Consider the following 17,463-nt stretch of genomic DNA (forward strand, 5'->3'; position numbering starts at 1 on the left):
CTCCACCCCCACAAGCCCCACTGATCCCAGCAAGAATCCGCTGCGCCACACCCGGGCCGCCGCCCCGATAGCCAGCCAAATCTTTCTCGACGGGCGCCGGTGTCAAGGACCGCGAAGCGGCCGGCGAAGCCGGCGGCCGCAGGCCGTCCTTTACTCCGGGGTCCGTCGAGAAGACCCTCCAAGCAAGGGTCGGCGGCCCACGGTCCCCAGAAGAACCAGCCCCGAAAGCGACTGTGTTGGTCTCGACACGCTCGCTGGCGCTCGCGGCTCGACCAGCGGCGAGGGCGAGGGCGAGGTCGAGGTCGAGCAGCAGGATGGCTGGACACCGTACGGTCGAAACATGGGCATCTCACGACAAGACCGCCAAGAGCTCCTCACCCAACCCCTGATCGCAGCACTCTCAGTAGCCCGAGAGAACGGCAGAGCACCCCTGACCGTCCCGATCTGGTACGACTACACCCCCGACGGCGACGCATGGTTTGTCACCGGCAAGGACTCGCTGAAGACCAGGCTGATCGCGGCAGCAGGACGGTGCACGCTGATGGTGGAGCGCCTGGACCCGACGGTCCGCTACGTGTCGGTCGAGGGGCCGGTGCAGATCGCGGATGCGGAAGAGGGCGAAGCGGAGGCGATGGCGCGGCGCTACCTGCCGCCCGAAGCAGCCGACGCCTACCTCGCGCAGGCGGCGGGCTTTCCGCCCGAGGTGACGATCCGGCTCACGCCGGAGCACTGGATCTCAGCCGACCTCGGCTCGCTGTGAGGACGGCTCACCGAACCACGAGCTGACCGTCCTCGGTCAGCTGTCGCCGGACCGCGAGGGCAGCGGCCCGGCCGGCACGGCTGGCTCCGATGGTGCTGGCCGACGGGCCGTAGCCGACGAGCTGGACCCGCGGGTCGTACGCAGCGGTGACGGCGGTCTGGACGTCGGCCGAGCCGCGCAGCAGCGGGATCCCTCCGTGCGAGCTTCGCAGATGAAGCGGAGCGAGGTGAGTGACGGCCGGCCGGAACCCGGTGGCCCACAGGATCGCGTCCACGGGCTCGAACGCGCCCGAGTCCCACCACAGCCCGGACGGTTCGATGCGCGAGAACATCGGCAGCCGGCGCTCGTAGACCCCGAGCCGCGCGGCCTCCTGCTCCTGCGGACGCAGCGAGAGACCGGTGACGCTGACGACGCTCGCGGGCGGCAACCCGGCCTCGACCCGCTCAGCCACCAAACCCACCGCCTCGCGACCACGTTCGGCATCGAAGTCGGTGCGCCAGACCGGCTCACGTCGAGTCACCCACAGCACCGAGGTCACCGGCGCGAGCTCGCCGAGGAACTGCACCGCCGAGGCTCCCCCGCCGACGACGGCGACGCGCTTGCCCCGGAAGTGAGCAGCGCCCGGATAGTCGTGGGTGTGCACCTGCTCCCCGAGGAAGGTCGAGGCCCCCGGGTAGTGCGGGACGAACGGCCGCGTCCAGGTCCCGGTCGCGTTGACCAGCGTTCGGGTGAACCAGGTGCGACCGTCGGCCGAGTGCACCGCCAGCAGGTCACCGACGGAGGTCACCGACGTCACCGAAACCGGACGCTCCACCGGAAGATCGTGCAGAGACTCATAGAGACCGAACCAGCCCGGCACCGCGACGTTGGCGCGCTCGCCCGACTCCCCCGGCGCCCGCCCGTCCGGCAGGTCCGCGACGCCGTGCACGTCGTGCATGGTGAGCGAGTCCCAGCGGTGCTGCCAGGCGCCGCCGGGGCGCCGCTCGGCGTCGAGCACGACGTGGCGTACGCCCAGCCGGCTGAGGTGGTAGGAAGCCGACAGACCGGCCTGACCGGCACCGATCACCACTGATTCGTAGCTCTCCACGAACACCTCAACAACGCCCGAGGCGCATCCATGCCCGCCGAACGGCTGCGGGAACACGTTCTACCTGACTAACCTCGGACACGTCACTCGGGACCGGGAGGTCAGACGATGGATCAGGCACCATGACAGCGACCGAGGCGCTCCGCGAGGTCCCACGACTCGTGCCCGGCGACCGCGGCCTCCCCTGGCTCGGCCGGCTGCTGGACTACTCGCGCGACCCGGTCGGCTTCTACCGGCACCAGTGGGCGACGTACGGCCCGGTCTCGCCGTTCTTCCGTGCCGGCGAGACCGGGGTGGTCGCCCTCGGCCCGGACGCGTGCGAGGCGGTGCTGCGCAACAAGGAGAAGGCGTACGCCAACGGGCCGGCCTGGGGGCAGATCGTCGGGCCCTTCTTCGACCGTGGCCTGATGCTGCTCGACCTCGAGGAGCACCACGCCCATCGCCGCATCATGCAGGAGGCCTTCACCCGGGACCGGCTCGCCACGTATACGACCGCGATGCACCCGGCGATCGCGCAGGGCATGCGCGGCTGGGCCCACACTCCGGCGTTCCCGGCCTACCCGAGACTCAAGCAGCTCACCCTCGACATCGCCGCGGACATCTTCATGGGTGGGGCCTCCGAGACCAGCCGCGCCGAGATGGACCGGGTCAACAAGGCGTTCATCGCCTGCGTGCAGGCCGCCCCCGGCGTCGTACGTGCCGATGTGCCGTTGACCCGCTGGGGCCGGGCGTTCCGTGGGCGGAAGGTCCTCGAGGGGTTCCTGCGCCACTACCTCCCCGCGAAACGCGCGAAGCAGAGCGACGACATCTTCTCGGTGCTGTGCCACATCGAGACCGACGACGGCGAGCGGTTCAGCGACGAGGACGTCGTCAACCACATGATCTTCCTGATGATGGCCGCCCACGACACCTCGACCATCACCACCTCGACGATGCTGCAGTACCTCGGCCAGCATCCGCAGTGGCAGCAGCGCTGCCGCGAGGAGTCGCTCGCGCTCGGTCCAGCGCCGACCATGCCCGAGCTCGAGAGCCTGCAGAGCCTCGACCTGGTGATGAAGGAGGCGCTGCGGCTACGTGCCCCGGTGCCGGCGCTGATCCGGCGTACGGTCAAGGAGACCCGCCTCCTCGGCGTCCGCATCCCCGCCGACACCGGCGTGATGGTCGGGGTCCAGTTCAGCCACATGATGGAGGACTACTGGACCAACCCGACCGTGTTCGACCCCGAGCGGTTCGCGCCGCATCGGCGCGAGGACAAGAGCCACCGGATGGCGTGGGAGCCGTTCGGCGGCGGGGTGCACAAGTGCATCGGTCTCTACTTCGCCGGCCTGGAGGTCAAGTCGATCCTGCACCGGCTCCTGCGCGACTACCGGTGGAGCGTCTCCCCCGGCTACCGCGCCCCTCTCGACAACAGCTCGCTGCCGTTCCCGAAGGACGGCAACCCCATCCACCTGATCCGGATCTGAGGAGATCGATGACCACGAAGACAACCGCGGCCGAGAGCGTACGTCCCGGATGGGTCGACGAGGCGCGGCTCGCCTCCTGGACCCGGTGGGTCTCGGCCCCGGTCTCCGGAGGTGACGGCACGCTGACCGCGACCGCGCCGTACGACGCCCTACCGACCGCTCCGGTGCCCTCTGTGACCGCCGCGGACGTCACCGAGGCCGCGGCTGCGGCGCGGGCGGCCCAGCCCGACTGGGCCACCCTCGACTTCCAGGACCGTGCCGAGGTCATGCTCCGCTTCCACGACCTACTGGTCGAGCGCCAGGACGAGGTGCTCGACCTGATCCAGTGGGAGATGGGCAAGGCCCGCTTCCACGCCTGGCAGGAGATCCTCCAGGTCGGCACCATCGCCCGCCACTACGCGCGTCGAGGCCCCACCTATCTCGCCGACAAGCGCGTGCGCGGGGCCATCCCCGGCATCACCTCCGTGAAGGAGGTGCGGGTGCCGAAGCAGGTCGTCGGGATCATCTCGCCATGGAACTACCCGCTCTATCTCGGGGTCGGCGACGCCATCCCGGCCCTGCTCGCCGGAGCGGCCGTGATCAGCAAGGCCGACCCGCAGGCGCCGTTGACGCTGCTGTGGGCGAGGGCGCTGATGGCCGAGGCGGGGCTGCCCGAGCACGTCTGGCAGGTCGTCACCGGGCCGGGCGCGGCCATCGGTGAGGCGGTCATCGACAACGTCGACTACATCGCCTTCACCGGCTCGACGGCCACCGGACGGATCGTGGCCCAGCGCGCCGCGGGCCGGTTGATCGGCGCCTCGCTCGAGCTCGGCGGAAAGAACCCGCTCATCGTACGCCGCGACGCCGACCTCGCCCAGGCCGCTCGCGGCACGGTGATGGCGGCCTTCGCCAACACCGGCCAGATGTGCGTCCACATCGAGCGCGTGGTGGTGCACGAGGACGTCTACGACACCTTCCGCCAGGCGCTGGTCGCCGAGACGGAGAGCCAGGTGGTCGGGCAGACCTTCGACTACTCCGCCGACGTCGGGTCGCTGGCCTCGCAGGCGCAACTCGACAAGGTCACCGCCCACGTCACCGACGCCGTCGCGAAGGGTGCGACCGTGCTCGCCGGCGGCGAGCCGCTCGCCGAGGTGGGTCCGTACGCCTTCGCCCCGACCGTCCTGGAGGGCGTGAGCGACGAGATGGACCTGTGTCTCGGTGAGACCTTCGGCCCGGTCATCGCGCTCTACCGCGCGGACAGCGACGAGGAGGCGGTCCGGATCGCCAACCAGGGCGAGGCCGGGCTCTCGGCGAGCGTGTTCAGCAAGAACGTGCGCGAGGCCGACATGATCGCCCGCCGCATCCGCGCGGGCGCGGTGAACATCAACGACGGCGCCGCCCTGGCTGCCGGGAGCATCGAGGCCGGGATGGGTGGCATGGGATCGAGCGGGCTCGGTCGCCGCCACGGCGCGGACGGGATCCGGAAGTTCACCGACGCGCAGACCCTCGCGGCCTCCCGGATGGGCCCGATCGGGCCGTTCAAGGGGCAGACGGTCGAGAAGTTCGTCGCGCTGGGCAACGGGCAGCTCAAGGCACTGCGGAAGCTGGGCGCGCGATGAGCGCGCTTCCGGGCCGGCACAACCTGGCGGTGCTGGCCGAGGAGTCCTACGCCCGCCACGGCGACCACCCGATGATCTTCTTCGAAGGCACCTGGCACTCCTCCGCAGAGATCGCCGAGCGGTCCGCACGGGTCGCCGGCGGCCTGTGCAAGCTCGGCATCGAGCCCGGTGACCGGGTCGTGGTGCTCACCATGAACACCCCGGAGGTCTTCGTCAGCTATCGCGCCCTGTGGCGCCTCGGCGCCGTGGTGACGCCGGTGATCTTCCTGCAGACCCCGCCCGAGCTGCACCACATCCTCGAGGACTCCGGGGCCAGGGCCGCCATCGTCACGCCCGAGCTGCTGCCGCTGGTGCAGGCCGCCTCCGAGGGTCTCGACCTCACCGTCATCGTGGCCGGAGACGTCCCCGCAGCACCGCTGGTCGAGCCCGCGAGCGAAGCGAGCGGTGTCGAGACCAACACAGCTCTATCGAGCGCCGGAGGGGACCGTGTTGGTCTCGACACGCCTTCGCCTAGCGGCTCCGGCGGCTCGACCAGCGGGGAGCCCAGGGCCCTGGTGACGTACCAGAGCCTGGAGAGCGCCGACCCGATCGACATCGCGCCGCGCGGTGACGACGACCTCGCAGCGCTGCTCTACACCGGCGGCACCACCGGGCGGGCCAAGGGCGTGATGCTGAGCCACCGCGGGCTGTGGGAGTCCGGGCACGCCCTCCACCGGGTCGGGGAGAGCCAGGGCACGACCCGGTGGCTGCTGCCGCTGCCGCTCTCCCATGCGTACGGCCTGATCGTGGTGATCAGCGGCATGCACTCGTCGAGGCCGCAGAGCTCGGTGCTGCAGCGGTGGTTCGACGCCAAGGGGTGGCTCGAGCTCGCCCAGGAGCACCGCGTCGAGTCGAGCACGGTGGTGCCCTCGATGCTGCAGATGCTGCTCGACCAGCCCTACCAGGACTACGACCTGAGCTCGCTGCGCTCCTTCGGCAGCGGTGGCGCACCGCTGCTGCCGGCGCTGCGGGAGAAGGCCGAGGAGGCCTTCGGCGTGACCATCCTGGAGGGCTACGGCTGCACCGAGTCGAGCGCGGTCATCGCCGCCTCGACCCTCGAGGAGTCGCGGCCGGGCAGCGTCGGCAAGCCGCTCTCCCACGCCGAGGTGATCATCGCCGGCCCCGATGGCGAAGCGGTCCCGACCGGCGAGGAGGGCGAGATCTGGGTGCGTGGCCCCGGGGTGATGCAGGGCTACTGGAACGACCCTGCGCAGACGGCGGCGACCGTCGTCGACGGCTGGCTGCACACCGGCGACATCGGCCACTTCGACGCCGACGGCTACCTCTACGTCGACGACCGGATCAAGGACCTGATCATCCGGGGCGGGTTCAACGTCTTCCCGCGCGACGTCGAGGACGCGCTGCTCGCCCATGACGCCGTCACCGCCGCCGCGGTGGTCGGACGCCCGGACACCCAGCGAGGCGAGGAGGTGGTCGCGGCCGTCGCTCTTCATCCCGGCGCACGCACCACCCCCGAGGAGCTGATCGCCTTCGTGAAGACGCGGCTCGCGCCGCACAAGTACCCCCGCGAGGTGCTGATCCTCGACGCCGTCCCCGTCACCAGCGTGGGCAAGACCGACAGAAAGGCCGTACGCAGCATGGTCCGCACCACCGAAGGAGAGTCATGAGCCGTCCCGTCGAGGCAATGTCCGTCATCGTCACCGGCGGCGCGCGCGGCATCGGTCGCGCCACCGTCGAGCGGCTCGCCCGCGCCGGTGCGAAGGTCGCCGTGGGCGACCTGGACCCGGACCTGCTCGAGGAGGTGACCGCCGAGTTCGGCTCGCGGGTCGTGGCCGCGCATCTCGACGTCACCGACCCCGCCTCCTGGCGTACGTTCCTCGAGTCGGTCGCGGACCTGGGACCCTGGGACGTGCTGGTCAACAACGCCGGGATCATGCCGCTCGGGTCGGTCCTGAAGGAGGACGACGCGCTCACCCGGGCGATCTTCGAGGTCAACGTGCACGGCCCGATCAACGGGATCAAGGCGGTCGCGCCGGCGATGGTCGACCGGGGTCAGGGGCACATCGTCAACGTCGCCTCGGCCGTCGGCCGGGTGCCGGTCCCGGACGCGGCGACCTACTCGGCCTCGAAGTTCGCCGTGGTCGGCTTCTCCGAGGCGCTGCGGATGGAGCTGGCGCCCTCCGGGGTCGACGTCTCGCTCATCCTGCCCGCGGTCGTGCAGACCGAGCTCGCCGACGGGGTGCCGGCGGCGAAGGGGATGAAGCCGGTCACCGCCGAGGACGTCGCGGAGGCGATCGAGTCGGTCATCCGCGAGCCGCGGCCCGAGGTCTGGGTGCCCAACTGGGCCCAGTCCCTGACCAAGATCACCCAGGCGATGCCGCGACGGTTCCAGGACTTCATCGACCGGGCGACCAACGCCTCGCAGCTGCTCGCAGGGGTCGACCCGTCGGCGCGGGTGGCCTACGAGGAGCGGGTGCGGCGGAACGTACGGTAGGCGGGGTCGGCCGCCGGATTGGCCCAGGAGACGGGGGCCGGATTGGCCGGGCGCGGAGGGGTCCTCGCTCACTAGCGTCGAGTGCGTGAAGAACGACGGACTCTCCGTGCCCCAGGGCGCGGCTCTCACCCTCGGTGCGGTGCTCGGCACCGGTGTCATCTCCCTGCCCGCGCTGGCGGCGAGCGAGGCCGGGCCGGCCTCGCTCGTGGCCTGGCTGGCCCTGATCGTGCTCTCGGTGCCGCTCGCGGCGACCTTCGCCGCGCTGGGGGCGCGGCATCCTGACGGCGGCGGGGTGGCGACGTACGCACGGCTCGCCTTCAACCCGCACGTCGCGACCATGGTCGGCTGGGCGTTCTACCTGACGATCGGCGTGGGGGCGCCGGTCGCGGCCGGGTTCGGCGGGGCGTACGTCGCCGACGCCTTCGGCGGCGGCCGGACCATGTCCCTCGCCGCGACGGCGGGGATCATCGTGCTGGTCACCGCGATGAACTGGTTCGGGATCAAGGTGTCGGGCGGCGTGCAGCTGGCGATCGCCGGAGCCATCGCCCTCCTGCTCGCGGTGGCGGTCGTGGTGGCGCTGCCGCACGCCGACCTGGGGCGGCTGACGCCGTTCGCGCCGCACGGATGGGGTGCGGTCGGCACCGCGGCGGCGATGCTGGTGTGGGCGTTCGCGGGGTGGGAGATCCTCTCCTCGCTCTCGGCCGAGTACCGCGACCCGGCGCGCGACATCCGCCGGGCCACGTTCCTGGCGCTGGGGGTCGTGACGGTGCTCTACCTCGGGATCGCGTTCGCGACGGTCGCCTCGCTCGGGTCCACCTCCGGTGCCGCGCCGCTGGCGGACCTGCTCGTCCTCGGCTTCGGGGAGCCTGCGCGCCCGGTGACCGCCGTGGTCGCGGTGCTGCTGACCATCGGGGCGATCAACGCCTACTTCGCCGGCGGCTCGCGGCTGGGCGCGTCGCTGGCCCGCGACGGCGCGTTGCCGGGGTTCCTGGCCGAGCCCGGGTCCGGCATCCCGCGCCGCTCGTTGCTCGCCATCTGTGCCGTCGCACTCGGCTCCCTCGCGGTCATCTGGGTCGCCGGCACCTCGACCGACGCCCTCCTCCTGATGGCGTCGGGGACCTTCTCCCTGCTGTACGTGGTGGGGGCGGCGGCCGCGCTGCGACTGCTCCCTCGTGGCACCGGGTCCTGGTGGGCGGCGGTCTGCTCGATGGTCGCGGCGCTGGCCCTGCTGGGGCTCACCGGCGCCCACCTGCTCGGCCCGGTGATCTGCGGCGGGGCCGGTCTGGCCTGGTCGCTGGCCACCTCGAGACGAGGCCGGTCACTCCCAGCCCGCGAGGCTGGCCAGGAGCTCGAGCCCGCGGGGCAGGCTCTCTGTCCGGACGGCTCCATAGCCTAGGAACAGCCCGTCACGACCGGGCAGCATCCGATGGGCGCCGATCGTGTCCAGCGCCAGCCCCTCGGCCGAGGCACGCTCGGGCAGGTCGGCGGGGAGCTCCGCGTAGGCCGACAGGTGCAGTCCGGCCGCCGACGGGAGCACCTCGACCGGCCACGTGGAGAGGGTCTCGAGGAGGAGCGAGCGGCGCTCGGCGTACGTCTTGGACGCCTTGCGCACATGACGGGCGAGGAGGCCCTCCTCCAGGAAACGGGCCAGGGCGGCCTGGGGCTGGACGGGGCCGAAGCCGTCGGTGAGCTGCTTGGCGGCGAGCAACGCATCGACCAGCGAGCCGGGGGTGACCAGATAGCCGGCACGCAAGCTGGGGAGCAGCGACTTGGAGAAGGTCCCGACATAGATCACCCGGCCCTGGTCGTCGAGGGCGTGCAGTGGCTCGAGGGGCCGTTCGGTGAACCGGAACTCGCTGTCGTAGTCGTCCTCCACGATGCCCGCGTCATGCGTGTTCGCGAAGGCGAGGAGGGCTCGGCGGCGTGGGAGGGAGAGGCGTACGCCGAGCGGGAACTGGTGGCTCGGGGTCGTGTAGACGAGCCGGGCCTGCTCCGGGATCTGCTCGACGACCAGCCCTTCGGAGTCGACCGGGACCGGCACGACCCGGGCACCGTGGGAGGCGAAGAGGTCGAGCGCGGACGGGTAGCCAGGGTCCTCGACGGCGACGATGTCGCCCGGCTCCAGCAGCACCCGGGCGACGAGATCGAGCGCCTGCTGGGTGCCGCTGGTGACCACGATCTGTCCCGGGTCTGCCCGCACCCCGCGGTGGTAGGCGACCGTGTGCGCCAGCGCCACGCGCAGCCTCGGCAGTCCCGCCGGCGAGGCGTAGGTGCCGGGGTTGTGGCCACGCAGCCGCGACTCGGCCGCGAGGATCCGTCGCCAGGTGTCGAACGGGAAGAGCTCGGCGTCGGGGATCCCCACCCGCAGGTCGTACGCCGGGACCGCAGCCTCCGCGCTCGTCGGCCGCGGCGCCCAGCGCCAGCCCGGTCGCGGGGTCAGTGCCCCGGGGGCGCCGGCCCTGGGGCTTCCCGCGACAGCCGCGACGTACGTCCCCGAGCCCACCCGCGACTCCAGGAACCCTTCGGCGACCAGGCGTTCGTAGACCGTCGCGACGGTGGTGCGTGAGATGCCCAGATCGGACGCCAGCGCGCGGCTCGCGGGCAGCCGGTCGCCCACCTTGAGCCTGCCGTCGCCGATCGCGTCGCGCAGTGCCTGATAGAGCGACGCGGATCGCACGGCGCGGTCGGTCAGGTCGAGCGCGAGGTCCACAGCGGGATTGGACCACACCTGGGCGCCGAGCGCGCCCTGGTTTCAGGACCCCGGCACATCAGGGGCTGGTCGGCAGCCCGAGGCGGGTGATGATCTCCTCGGCGGTCTCGGCCGCGGACAGGCGGGTGTTGTCGACCACGGTGTGCGGGAAACGCAGCGGGAACGGCATCTCCGGGCCGGTCGAGAGCACATGGCGCTCGTTCCAGTCCACGGCGTTGGCCCTCGCCCACTCGGTGTCGCGCTTGGACGGCTTCGCGGCCAGCCGCTCGGGGGTGCCCTCGCGGCTCAGACGGGTCGGCAGATCGGCGTACAGCTCGACACAGTCGACCTTCCCGCCCGCCTCGACCACGGGAGCAACCAGCCTGGTGACGGCCTCGGCGTCCTCGGGGACCTCGAGCGCCCAGACATAGGTGAAGATGAGGCCCGGGAGCTCGGAGGCCACCGCCTCCTCGATCACCCGTCGCCGGAACTCGGCCTTGAGCACCCCGAACGACGGCATCTCCCAGTCGAAGACCTCCAGCAGCGGCTCGATCGTGGCGTGGTTGTGGAAGAGACGGTACGGCGTACGTGCCGCGATCTCCCGGCCCACGCTCATCTTGCCGACCGCCGGTGGGCCGAAGAGGTTGATGAGATGCATGAGGTCAGTGTGGCCGCTGAGTGTCGGTGGTCGCGACTAAGTTTGTCCCTATGAGCGACACGTCCCAGGCGTTGGCGCGGTTCAGCGACCCGACACGTACGTGGTTCGCGGCTGCCTTCGCGGCGCCGACCGCGGCTCAGGCCGGTGCCTGGGAGGCCATCGGGGCGGGGCGCAACGCGCTGGTGGTGGCGCCCACCGGCTCGGGCAAGACGCTGAGCGCGTTCCTGTGGTCGATCGACAAGCTGCTCACCGAGCCGGTGCCTGAGAAGAAGCAGCGCTGCCGGGTGCTCTACATCTCGCCGCTCAAAGCGCTCGGCGTCGACGTGGAGCGCAACCTGCGCTCGCCACTGGTGGGGATCCGGCAGACCGCCGAGCGGCTGGGGGTGGACGCGCCCGAGGTGCGCGTCGGGGTGCGGTCCGGCGACACCACCGCGGCCGACCGGCGGCGCCTGACGACCACTCCCCCGGACATCTTGATCACCACGCCCGAGTCGCTGTTCCTGATGCTGACCAGCCAGGCGCGCGAGATCCTGCGCAGCGTCGAGACGGTGATCGTCGACGAGGTCCACGCGGTCGCGGCGACCAAGCGCGGCTCCCACCTGGCGCTCACCCTGGAGCGCCTCGACGCGCTGCTGGACGCACCGGCGCAGCGGATCGGGCTCTCGGCGACCGTACGGCCCTTGGAGGAGGTGGCTCGCTATCTGGGTGGCGCCCAGCCTGTCGAGATCGTTGCGCCACCCGCCGAGAAGCGGTGGGACCTCAGCGTGGTCGTGCCGGTCGAGGACATGACCGCGCCGAGCCCCTACGACGAGGATGAGGAGGATCCGCAGCGGGCCTCCTCGATCTGGCCGCACGTGGAGGAGCACGTCGCCGACCTGGTCACCGCCCATCGCTCCACCATCGTCTTCGCCAACTCACGCCGGATCGCGGAGCGGCTGACCGCGCGGCTCAACGAGATCGCCTCCGACCGGGTGTTCGAGACCGGGCCGCCGCCCGCGCAGGTGATGGCGCAGTCGGGTCAGTCGCACGGTGCGGCGCAGGTGATCGCCAAGGCTCACCACGGCAGCGTGTCGAAGGAGCAGCGCGCGCTGATCGAGGACGACCTCAAGTCCGGCCGGCTGCCGGCGGTGGTCGCCACCTCCAGCCTCGAGCTCGGCATCGACATGGGCGCGGTCGACCTCGTCGTCCAGATCGAGTCACCGCCCAGCGTCGCCTCCGCTCTCCAACGCGTCGGGCGTGCCGGCCATCAGGTCGGCGAGGTCTCCCGCGGGGTGCTCTTCCCGAAGCATCGCGGCGACCTCGCCCAGACCGCGGTCAGCGTGCAGCGGATGCAGCGGGGCCTGATCGAGTCGATGAGCCTCCCGACCAACCCGCTCGACGTACTCGCCCAGCAGATCGTCGCGGCCACCGCCCTGGACACCTGGGACGTCGACGAGCTGTTCACGATGGTCCGGCGGACGGCGTCGTACGCGACCCTCCCCCGCTCCGCCTACGACGCGACCCTCGACCTGCTCGCCGGGCGCTACCCGAGCGAGGAGTTCGCCGAGCTGCGACCGCGCATCGTGTGGGACCGGGTCGCCGGGACCGTGACCGGTCGTCCGGGAGCGCAGCGGCTGGCCGTCACCAGCGGTGGCACCATCCCCGACCGCGGGCTCTTCGGGGTCTACCTGGTCGGTGAGGGGGTGGGCCGGCGGGTCGGCGAGCTCGACGAGGAGATGGTCTACGAGTCGCGGGTCGGCGACGTGTTCGCGCTGGGCGCGACGAGCTGGCGGATCGAGGACATCACCCACGACCGGGTGCTGGTGACCCCGGCTCCCGGCATTCCAGGGCGGCTGCCGTTCTGGAAGGGCGACTCGCTCGGCCGGCCCGCGGAGCTCGGCGAGGCCGTCGGTGCCTACACCCGCGAGCTCGCCGCGCTGCCCGCGAAGAAGGCGGAGGCGCGCGCGCAGGAGGACGGCCTGGATGCCTACGCGGCCGCCAACCTGGTCACCTACCTGCACGAACAGGCCGAGGCCACCAACGTCCTCCCCTCCGACAGCACTATCGTCGTCGAGCGCTTCCGCGACGAGCTGGGCGACTGGCGGCTGGTGGTCCACTCCCCCTACGGCCGCCCGGTTCACGCGCCGTGGGCGCTGGCGATCAACGCCCGGATCCGGGAGCGCTACGGGGTCGACGGGCAGGCGATCGACAGCGACGACGGCATCGTGATCCGGCTCCCCGACACCGACGCCGAGGCGCCGACGGGCGAGATCATCGTCTTCGAGCCCGACGAGATCGAGGACCTGGTCACGACCGAGGTCGGCGGGTCGGCACTGTTCGCCAGCCGGTTCCGCGAGTGCGCGGCGCGAGCCCTGCTCCTGCCCCGCCGCGACCCCGGCCGCCGCTCGCCGCTGTGGCAGCAGCGCCAGCGCTCCGCCGCCCTGCTCGAGGTCGCCTCGCAGTACCCGAGCTTCCCGATCATCCTCGAGGCCGTACGCGAGTGCCTCCGCGACGTCTACGACCTCCCTTCCCTGGTCGGCCTCCTCCGGCGCATCGAACGCCGCGAGATATCGATCGTCGACGTCGCCACGCCCTCCCCGTCCCCCTATGCCCAGTCGCTGCTCTTCGGCTACGTCGCCCAGTTCCTCTACGAGGGCGACTCGCCCCTGGCCGAGCGCCGCGCCGCCGCCCTCACCCTCGACCAGGGCCTCCTCGCCGAGCTCCTCGGTCGAGCCGAGCTCCGCGAGCTCCTCGACCCGGAAGTCCTGACCGAGGTCGAGTCCGAGCTCCAGCGCCTGGCTCCGGGCCGGAAGGCCCGTGGCGCCGAAGGCATCACCGACCTCATCCGCACCATCGGCCCCCTCACCCTCGACGAGATCACCGCCCGCACCGCGTCGTCACCGCTGGTCGAGCCCGCGAGCGAAGCGAGCGGTGCCGAGACCAACACGGTCGACTCGAGCGCCGACGGGAACCGTGTTGGTCTCGACACGGATTCGTTCGTTCCTCACGAATCCGGCTCGACCAGCGAGGGCGATGGGATTCCCGAGGTGCTCGCAGAGCTCGCCAACGCTCGGCGGGTGGTCGAGGTGCGGGTGGCCGGGGAGGCTCGATGGGCGGTGATCGAGGATGTGGCCAGGCTCAGGGACGGGCTGGGGGTGGCGGTTCCTCCGGGCGTACCGTCGGCGTTCACCGAGCCCGTCGAGGACCCGGTCGGCGACCTGGTCTCTCGCTATGCACGCTCGCACGGTCCGTTCACCGCCACCGACGTCGCCTCGCGGCTGGGGTTGGGAGAGGCGGTCGTCCGGCACACCCTGGCGCGGCTCTCGGCGCGGGGGCGGGTGCTCGACGGTGAGTTCCGGCCGGGCGGGAGCGGGCTGGAGTGGTGTGACGCCGAGGTGCTCCGGATGCTGCGCCGGCGCTCGCTGGCCCGGCTGCGCAAGGAGGTCGAGCCGGTCGAGCCGGCGGCGCTGGGCAGGTTCCTTCCGGCCTGGCAGAAGACGAACGTACGCAAGGGCGCGCTGCGCGGGGTCGACGGGGTGCTGAGCGTCGTCGACCAGCTGGCCGGGTGCCCGGTGCCGGCCAGCGCGCTGGAGAGCCTGATCCTGCCGGCGCGGGTGGTGGACTACGAGCCGGCGTTCCTCGATGAGCTGACCTCGGGAGGTGAGGTGCTCTGGGCAGGGCACGGCACCCTGCCCGGCACCGACGGCTGGGTCTCCCTGCACCCGGCCGACACCGCCGACCTCACCCTGCCACCGCCGACCGAGATGCCATCCGGGCCCCTCGCCGAACGGCTCCTCGAAGCCCTCGAACCCGGCGGCGCCTGGTTCTTCCACCAGCTCGCCCGGACCGTCTCCTCCCAGACCGAGGAGACACCGAGCGACGCCGATCTGAGCGCGGCCTTGTGGGAGCTGGTCTGGTCGGGACGGGTCAGCAACGACACCCTGCTCCCGGTGCGGGCGCTGACCCGCTCCGGCACGCCCTCGCACCGCTCCCGGAGGCCGCCGCCAAGAGCCCGCGGCGGCCGCTACACCGGCGGCACGCGGATGCCGGCCCGGGCCGGCCTTCCGGAGACCGCCGGACGCTGGACGATCCTGCCGGAGCCCGACTCCGACCCGACCAAGCGCGCCCACGCGGCGGCCGAGCGGCTGCTGGACCGGCATGGCGTGGTCACCCGTGGCGCGGTGCAGTCCGAGCGCACCCCGGGCGGGTTCGCCGCCGTCTACAAGGTGCTCAGCGCCTTCGAGGAGTCCGGAAGGGCCAGGCGGGGCTACTTCGTCGAGGGTCTGGGTGCGGCCCAGTTCGGCACCGCAGGATCGGTCGACCGGCTGCGTACGTTCTCCCGGGTGGAGGCGGCCGACAAACCGGTCGCCCTCGCACTCGCCGCGACCGACCCCGCGAACCCCTACGGCGCCGCCCTCCCCTGGCCGGCCTCGGAGGAGGGCCACCGGCCCGGCCGCAAGGCGGGCGCGATCGCGGTGCTGGTCGACGGCGAGCTGGCGATGTACGTCGAACGCGGCGGCCGCACGCTGCTGACCTGGTCCGAGGACCCCAACCTCCTCGAACCGGCCGCCGAGGCGCTCGCCGAGGCAGTTCGGCGAGGGGCGCTGGGTCGGCTCACCGTCGAGAAGGCAGACGGCGCCCCGCTGCTCGGCTCCGGCGAGACGCCGCTGCGCCAAGCGCTGCAGTACGCAGGCTTCATCGCCACCCCGCGCGGTCTCCGGCTCACCTCGCCGAGCAGGTGAACCGATGCCTGAGGGGGACGCGGTGCTCCGGACCGCCCGCAGGCTCGACAAGGGGCTGGCGGGACAGGTCCTGACACGTACGGACTTCCGCGTCCCGCAGCTGGCCACCGCGGACCTCTCCGGCGGCACCGTGCGCGGGACAGTGACCCACGGCAAGCACCTGCTGACCCGGATCGACCACCGCACCGGCGAGTGGACCCTGCACACCCACCTGAAGATGGAGGGATCCTGGCGGATCCTCGAGGTGGGCCGACGCTGGCCCAAGCCCGGGTTCCAGGCACGAGTGGTGCTCCGCACCGAGAAGACCGAGGCGGTCGGCTTCCTGCTCGGCATCGTCGACCTCGTCCCCCGCGACCAGGAGGAGCGGCTGGTCGCCCATCTCGGCCCGGACATCCTCGCCGACGGCTGGGACCCGGACACCGCCATCGAACGCCTCGCCCGGCAACCGGAGCGGCCCCTCTTCGACGCGCTGCGCGACCAGACCAACCTGGCCGGGATCGGCACGATCTACGCAGCCGAGACCTGCTTCATCGCCGGGATCAACCCGTTGCGTACGGTCGCGGAGGCCGGCGACCGACTCCCACGGATCCTTCAGCGCACTCGCGACCTGATGCAGGCCGACTGGTCACGCTCCCGGCAGATGTGGGTCTACGGCCGCCGAACGTGCCGACGCTGCGGCGGCACCGTGACCGTGGCCAGGGTCGGCGAGCCGGGCAAGGAGCGCCCGGCCTACTACTGCGCGAGCTGCCAGGCGTAGAGCGCGCCCTAGGCCCCGTGGAGCAGCCGCATCCGGATCTGGGCGATCCGGACCCGGAGGTCACGCATCTGGCGGGCGACGTGCGCCCGCTCGCCAGGAGCGACCGAGGTGAACTCGTCGCGAAGGATGTTCAGGGTCTCCTCCAGCCCGAAGAGCTCGGCCTCGAGCAGGTCGAGGGAATGCGCGGCGCCCTCGAGACGCGGTGACGGCACCGTCAGGCCCGGAAGCTCGTTCTCGACTGCCATGCTCATCGCACCATCTCCCATGAACGCGCGGCCCCGGGTGGGCTCACGTCGGCATGGAGACGCGACCGTCCGTGTTGAGACACGGCTGCGGAAATCTCCCCCAGATTGGGGAAGGAATCAAGCGGCAGCGGCGTCGGCCGAGGCGCGGACGGGCATCCGGAGGATGGTGGCCTCTTCGAGAGCCACGGCGTCGGAGACGTCGCGAAGAACATCGGAGAGGGCAACGTCGAGGGCGCTGCAGAGCGAGGCGAGGAGCTCGGAGGAGGCTTCCTTCTGGCCACGCTCCACCTCGGAGATGTAGCCGAGGCTGACTCGCGCCTCCGCGGAGACCTCACGCAGGGTCATCCCACGCTCCAGCCGCTGGGCACGAAGCACCTCGCCGAGAAGTCGACGGAAGAGCACCATTGCGGTCAGCCTCCTACAGTTCACAAGTCACCGACATCTGGGTGACGTCTGGCTCCAACGCTACCTGACCCTTCGATGTTCCCGCCGAAGTAGTCCGAGTAGTTCATCAACAGCGAACAAACACGTATCACGCTGGATCTCCGCGCGCGAGCCCGACAGCCCGAGACGCGCAGTTGTTTCACCGTGCGGACCGGAAACTCCCACGTAGACCGTCCCGACGGGCTTTCCCTCCTGCTCCTCGGGCCCGGCGACCCCCGTGGTCGCCAGCGCGTACGTCGCCCCCGACCGTTCCCGTGCCCCCGCGGCCATCGCCGCGGCGCACTCCGCGGAGACCACCCCGACGGTCTCGATCACCGAGACGGGGACCCCGAGCAGCGTGTGCTTCAGCTCGGTCGCGTACGTCACGAAACCCCCGCGATACGTCTTCGAGGCACCCGGAGGCTCGGTGAGGAGCGCGGCCAGGCTCCCGGCGGTCAGGGACTCGGCGGTAGCCACGGTCGCACCGGCATCGCGCAGCGCGGCATGAAGCTCTTCGACAGCACTCATGCAGACGACGGTAGCGGCCCGGTCGTCGCAGTGACGACCG

At 71.6% G+C, this 17,463-nt stretch carries 14 protein-coding genes; 8 read left to right on the forward strand and 6 right to left on the reverse strand.

Annotated features, from left to right (window positions below; translation table 11 throughout):
* Positions 1-340 precede the first annotated feature (340 nt).
* Positions 341-760, forward strand: a complete 420-nt coding sequence (locus ACFV9G_RS27885; protein WP_378732340.1) for a pyridoxamine 5'-phosphate oxidase family protein — start codon at positions 341-343, stop codon at positions 758-760.
* 7 nt (positions 761-767) lie between these two features.
* Here the strand turns inward: ACFV9G_RS27885 and ACFV9G_RS27890 are convergent, their stop codons facing one another.
* Positions 768-1,847, reverse strand: a complete 1,080-nt coding sequence (locus tag ACFV9G_RS27890) for an NAD(P)-binding domain-containing protein (RefSeq protein WP_378732343.1) — start codon at positions 1,845-1,847, stop codon at positions 768-770.
* A 122-nt stretch (positions 1,848-1,969) separates the two neighbouring features.
* On the opposite strand from ACFV9G_RS27890, the gene ACFV9G_RS27895 reads away from it, so the two are divergent.
* The 5 genes from ACFV9G_RS27895 (at position 1,970) to ACFV9G_RS27915 (ending at position 8,798) form a co-directional block, all read left to right on the forward strand.
* A complete protein-coding gene (locus ACFV9G_RS27895) occupies positions 1,970-3,310 on the forward strand; it encodes a cytochrome P450 (RefSeq protein ID WP_378732346.1) in 1,341 nt (446 codons plus the stop codon).
* An 8-nt stretch (positions 3,311-3,318) separates the two neighbouring features.
* Entirely contained in the window at positions 3,319-4,908 is a 1,590-nt protein-coding gene (locus tag ACFV9G_RS27900; RefSeq protein ID WP_378732349.1) for a succinic semialdehyde dehydrogenase, read from the forward strand.
* On the forward strand, positions 4,905-6,575 hold the full coding sequence (locus ACFV9G_RS27905; RefSeq protein ID WP_378732352.1) for a class I adenylate-forming enzyme family protein: 1,671 nt from the start codon (positions 4,905-4,907) through the stop codon (positions 6,573-6,575). The genes ACFV9G_RS27900 and ACFV9G_RS27905 overlap by 4 nt, the downstream gene beginning before the upstream one ends.
* Positions 6,572-7,402, forward strand: a complete 831-nt coding sequence (locus tag ACFV9G_RS27910) for an SDR family oxidoreductase (protein ID WP_378732355.1) — start codon at positions 6,572-6,574, stop codon at positions 7,400-7,402. The genes ACFV9G_RS27905 and ACFV9G_RS27910 overlap by 4 nt, the downstream gene beginning before the upstream one ends.
* Before the next feature lie 85 nt (positions 7,403-7,487).
* Positions 7,488-8,798, forward strand: a complete 1,311-nt coding sequence (locus tag ACFV9G_RS27915; protein ID WP_378732358.1) for an APC family permease — start codon at positions 7,488-7,490, stop codon at positions 8,796-8,798.
* Here the strand turns inward: ACFV9G_RS27915 and ACFV9G_RS27920 are convergent.
* Both ACFV9G_RS27920 and ACFV9G_RS27925 read right to left on the reverse strand, forming a co-directional pair.
* Positions 8,721-10,112, reverse strand: a complete 1,392-nt coding sequence (locus ACFV9G_RS27920) for a PLP-dependent aminotransferase family protein (protein WP_378732361.1) — start codon at positions 10,110-10,112, stop codon at positions 8,721-8,723. The two genes, ACFV9G_RS27915 and ACFV9G_RS27920, sit on opposite strands and share 78 nt — an antisense overlap.
* Positions 10,113-10,170: 58 nt before the next feature.
* Positions 10,171-10,749: a hypothetical protein gene (locus ACFV9G_RS27925; protein ID WP_378732364.1), complete on the reverse strand. Its 579-nt coding sequence runs from the start codon at positions 10,747-10,749 to the stop codon at positions 10,171-10,173.
* A gap of 50 nt (positions 10,750-10,799) precedes the next feature.
* On the opposite strand from ACFV9G_RS27925, the gene ACFV9G_RS27930 reads away from it, so the two are divergent.
* The gene (locus tag ACFV9G_RS27930; protein WP_378732367.1) at positions 10,800-15,470 is read left to right on the forward strand and encodes a DEAD/DEAH box helicase; all 4,671 of its coding nucleotides are present in this window, start codon (positions 10,800-10,802) and stop codon (positions 15,468-15,470) included.
* Between the two features lie 4 nt (positions 15,471-15,474).
* A complete protein-coding gene (locus tag ACFV9G_RS27935; RefSeq protein ID WP_378732370.1) occupies positions 15,475-16,227 on the forward strand; it encodes a DNA-formamidopyrimidine glycosylase family protein in 753 nt (250 codons plus the stop codon).
* Positions 16,228-16,235: 8 nt separating this feature from the next.
* Here ACFV9G_RS27935 and ACFV9G_RS27940 read toward each other — a convergent pair whose 3' ends face one another.
* The 3 genes from ACFV9G_RS27940 to ACFV9G_RS27950 form a co-directional block, all read right to left on the reverse strand.
* The gene (locus tag ACFV9G_RS27940; RefSeq protein WP_378732373.1) at positions 16,236-16,478 is read right to left on the reverse strand and encodes a hypothetical protein; all 243 of its coding nucleotides are present in this window, start codon (positions 16,476-16,478) and stop codon (positions 16,236-16,238) included.
* A gap of 111 nt (positions 16,479-16,589) precedes the next feature.
* Positions 16,590-16,877, reverse strand: a complete 288-nt coding sequence (locus ACFV9G_RS27945; protein ID WP_378732376.1) for a helix-turn-helix domain-containing protein — start codon at positions 16,875-16,877, stop codon at positions 16,590-16,592.
* A 60-nt stretch (positions 16,878-16,937) separates the two neighbouring features.
* Positions 16,938-17,423: a CinA family protein gene (locus tag ACFV9G_RS27950; protein WP_378732379.1), complete on the reverse strand. Its 486-nt coding sequence runs from the start codon at positions 17,421-17,423 to the stop codon at positions 16,938-16,940.
* Positions 17,424-17,463 lie beyond the last annotated feature (40 nt).

Origin of the sequence: Nocardioides sp. NPDC059952, assembly GCF_042730435.1 — a bacterium.
Lineage (GTDB): Bacteria > Actinomycetota > Actinomycetes > Propionibacteriales > Nocardioidaceae > Nocardioides.

What these genes read in the sequence shown, in the direction of transcription:
- ACFV9G_RS27925 (WP_378732364.1), bottom strand. Translation starts at nt 10,749, where the DNA reads ATGCATCTCATCAACCTCTTCGGCCCACCGGCGGTCGGCAAGATGAGC.
- ACFV9G_RS27900 (WP_378732349.1), top strand. Translation starts at nt 3,319, where the DNA reads ATGACCACGAAGACAACCGCGGCCGAGAGCGTACGTCCCGGATGGGTC.
- ACFV9G_RS27905 (WP_378732352.1), top strand. Translation starts at nt 4,905, where the DNA reads ATGAGCGCGCTTCCGGGCCGGCACAACCTGGCGGTGCTGGCCGAGGAG.
- ACFV9G_RS27945 (WP_378732376.1), bottom strand. Translation starts at nt 16,877, where the DNA reads ATGGTGCTCTTCCGTCGACTTCTCGGCGAGGTGCTTCGTGCCCAGCGG.
- ACFV9G_RS27935 (WP_378732370.1), top strand. Translation starts at nt 15,475, where the DNA reads ATGCCTGAGGGGGACGCGGTGCTCCGGACCGCCCGCAGGCTCGACAAG.
- ACFV9G_RS27895 (WP_378732346.1), top strand. Translation starts at nt 1,970, where the DNA reads ATGACAGCGACCGAGGCGCTCCGCGAGGTCCCACGACTCGTGCCCGGC.
- ACFV9G_RS27885 (WP_378732340.1), top strand. Translation starts at nt 341, where the DNA reads ATGGGCATCTCACGACAAGACCGCCAAGAGCTCCTCACCCAACCCCTG.
- ACFV9G_RS27910 (WP_378732355.1), top strand. Translation starts at nt 6,572, where the DNA reads ATGAGCCGTCCCGTCGAGGCAATGTCCGTCATCGTCACCGGCGGCGCG.
- ACFV9G_RS27930 (WP_378732367.1), top strand. Translation starts at nt 10,800, where the DNA reads ATGAGCGACACGTCCCAGGCGTTGGCGCGGTTCAGCGACCCGACACGT.
- ACFV9G_RS27950 (WP_378732379.1), bottom strand. Translation starts at nt 17,423, where the DNA reads ATGAGTGCTGTCGAAGAGCTTCATGCCGCGCTGCGCGATGCCGGTGCG.
- ACFV9G_RS27940 (WP_378732373.1), bottom strand. Translation starts at nt 16,478, where the DNA reads ATGAGCATGGCAGTCGAGAACGAGCTTCCGGGCCTGACGGTGCCGTCA.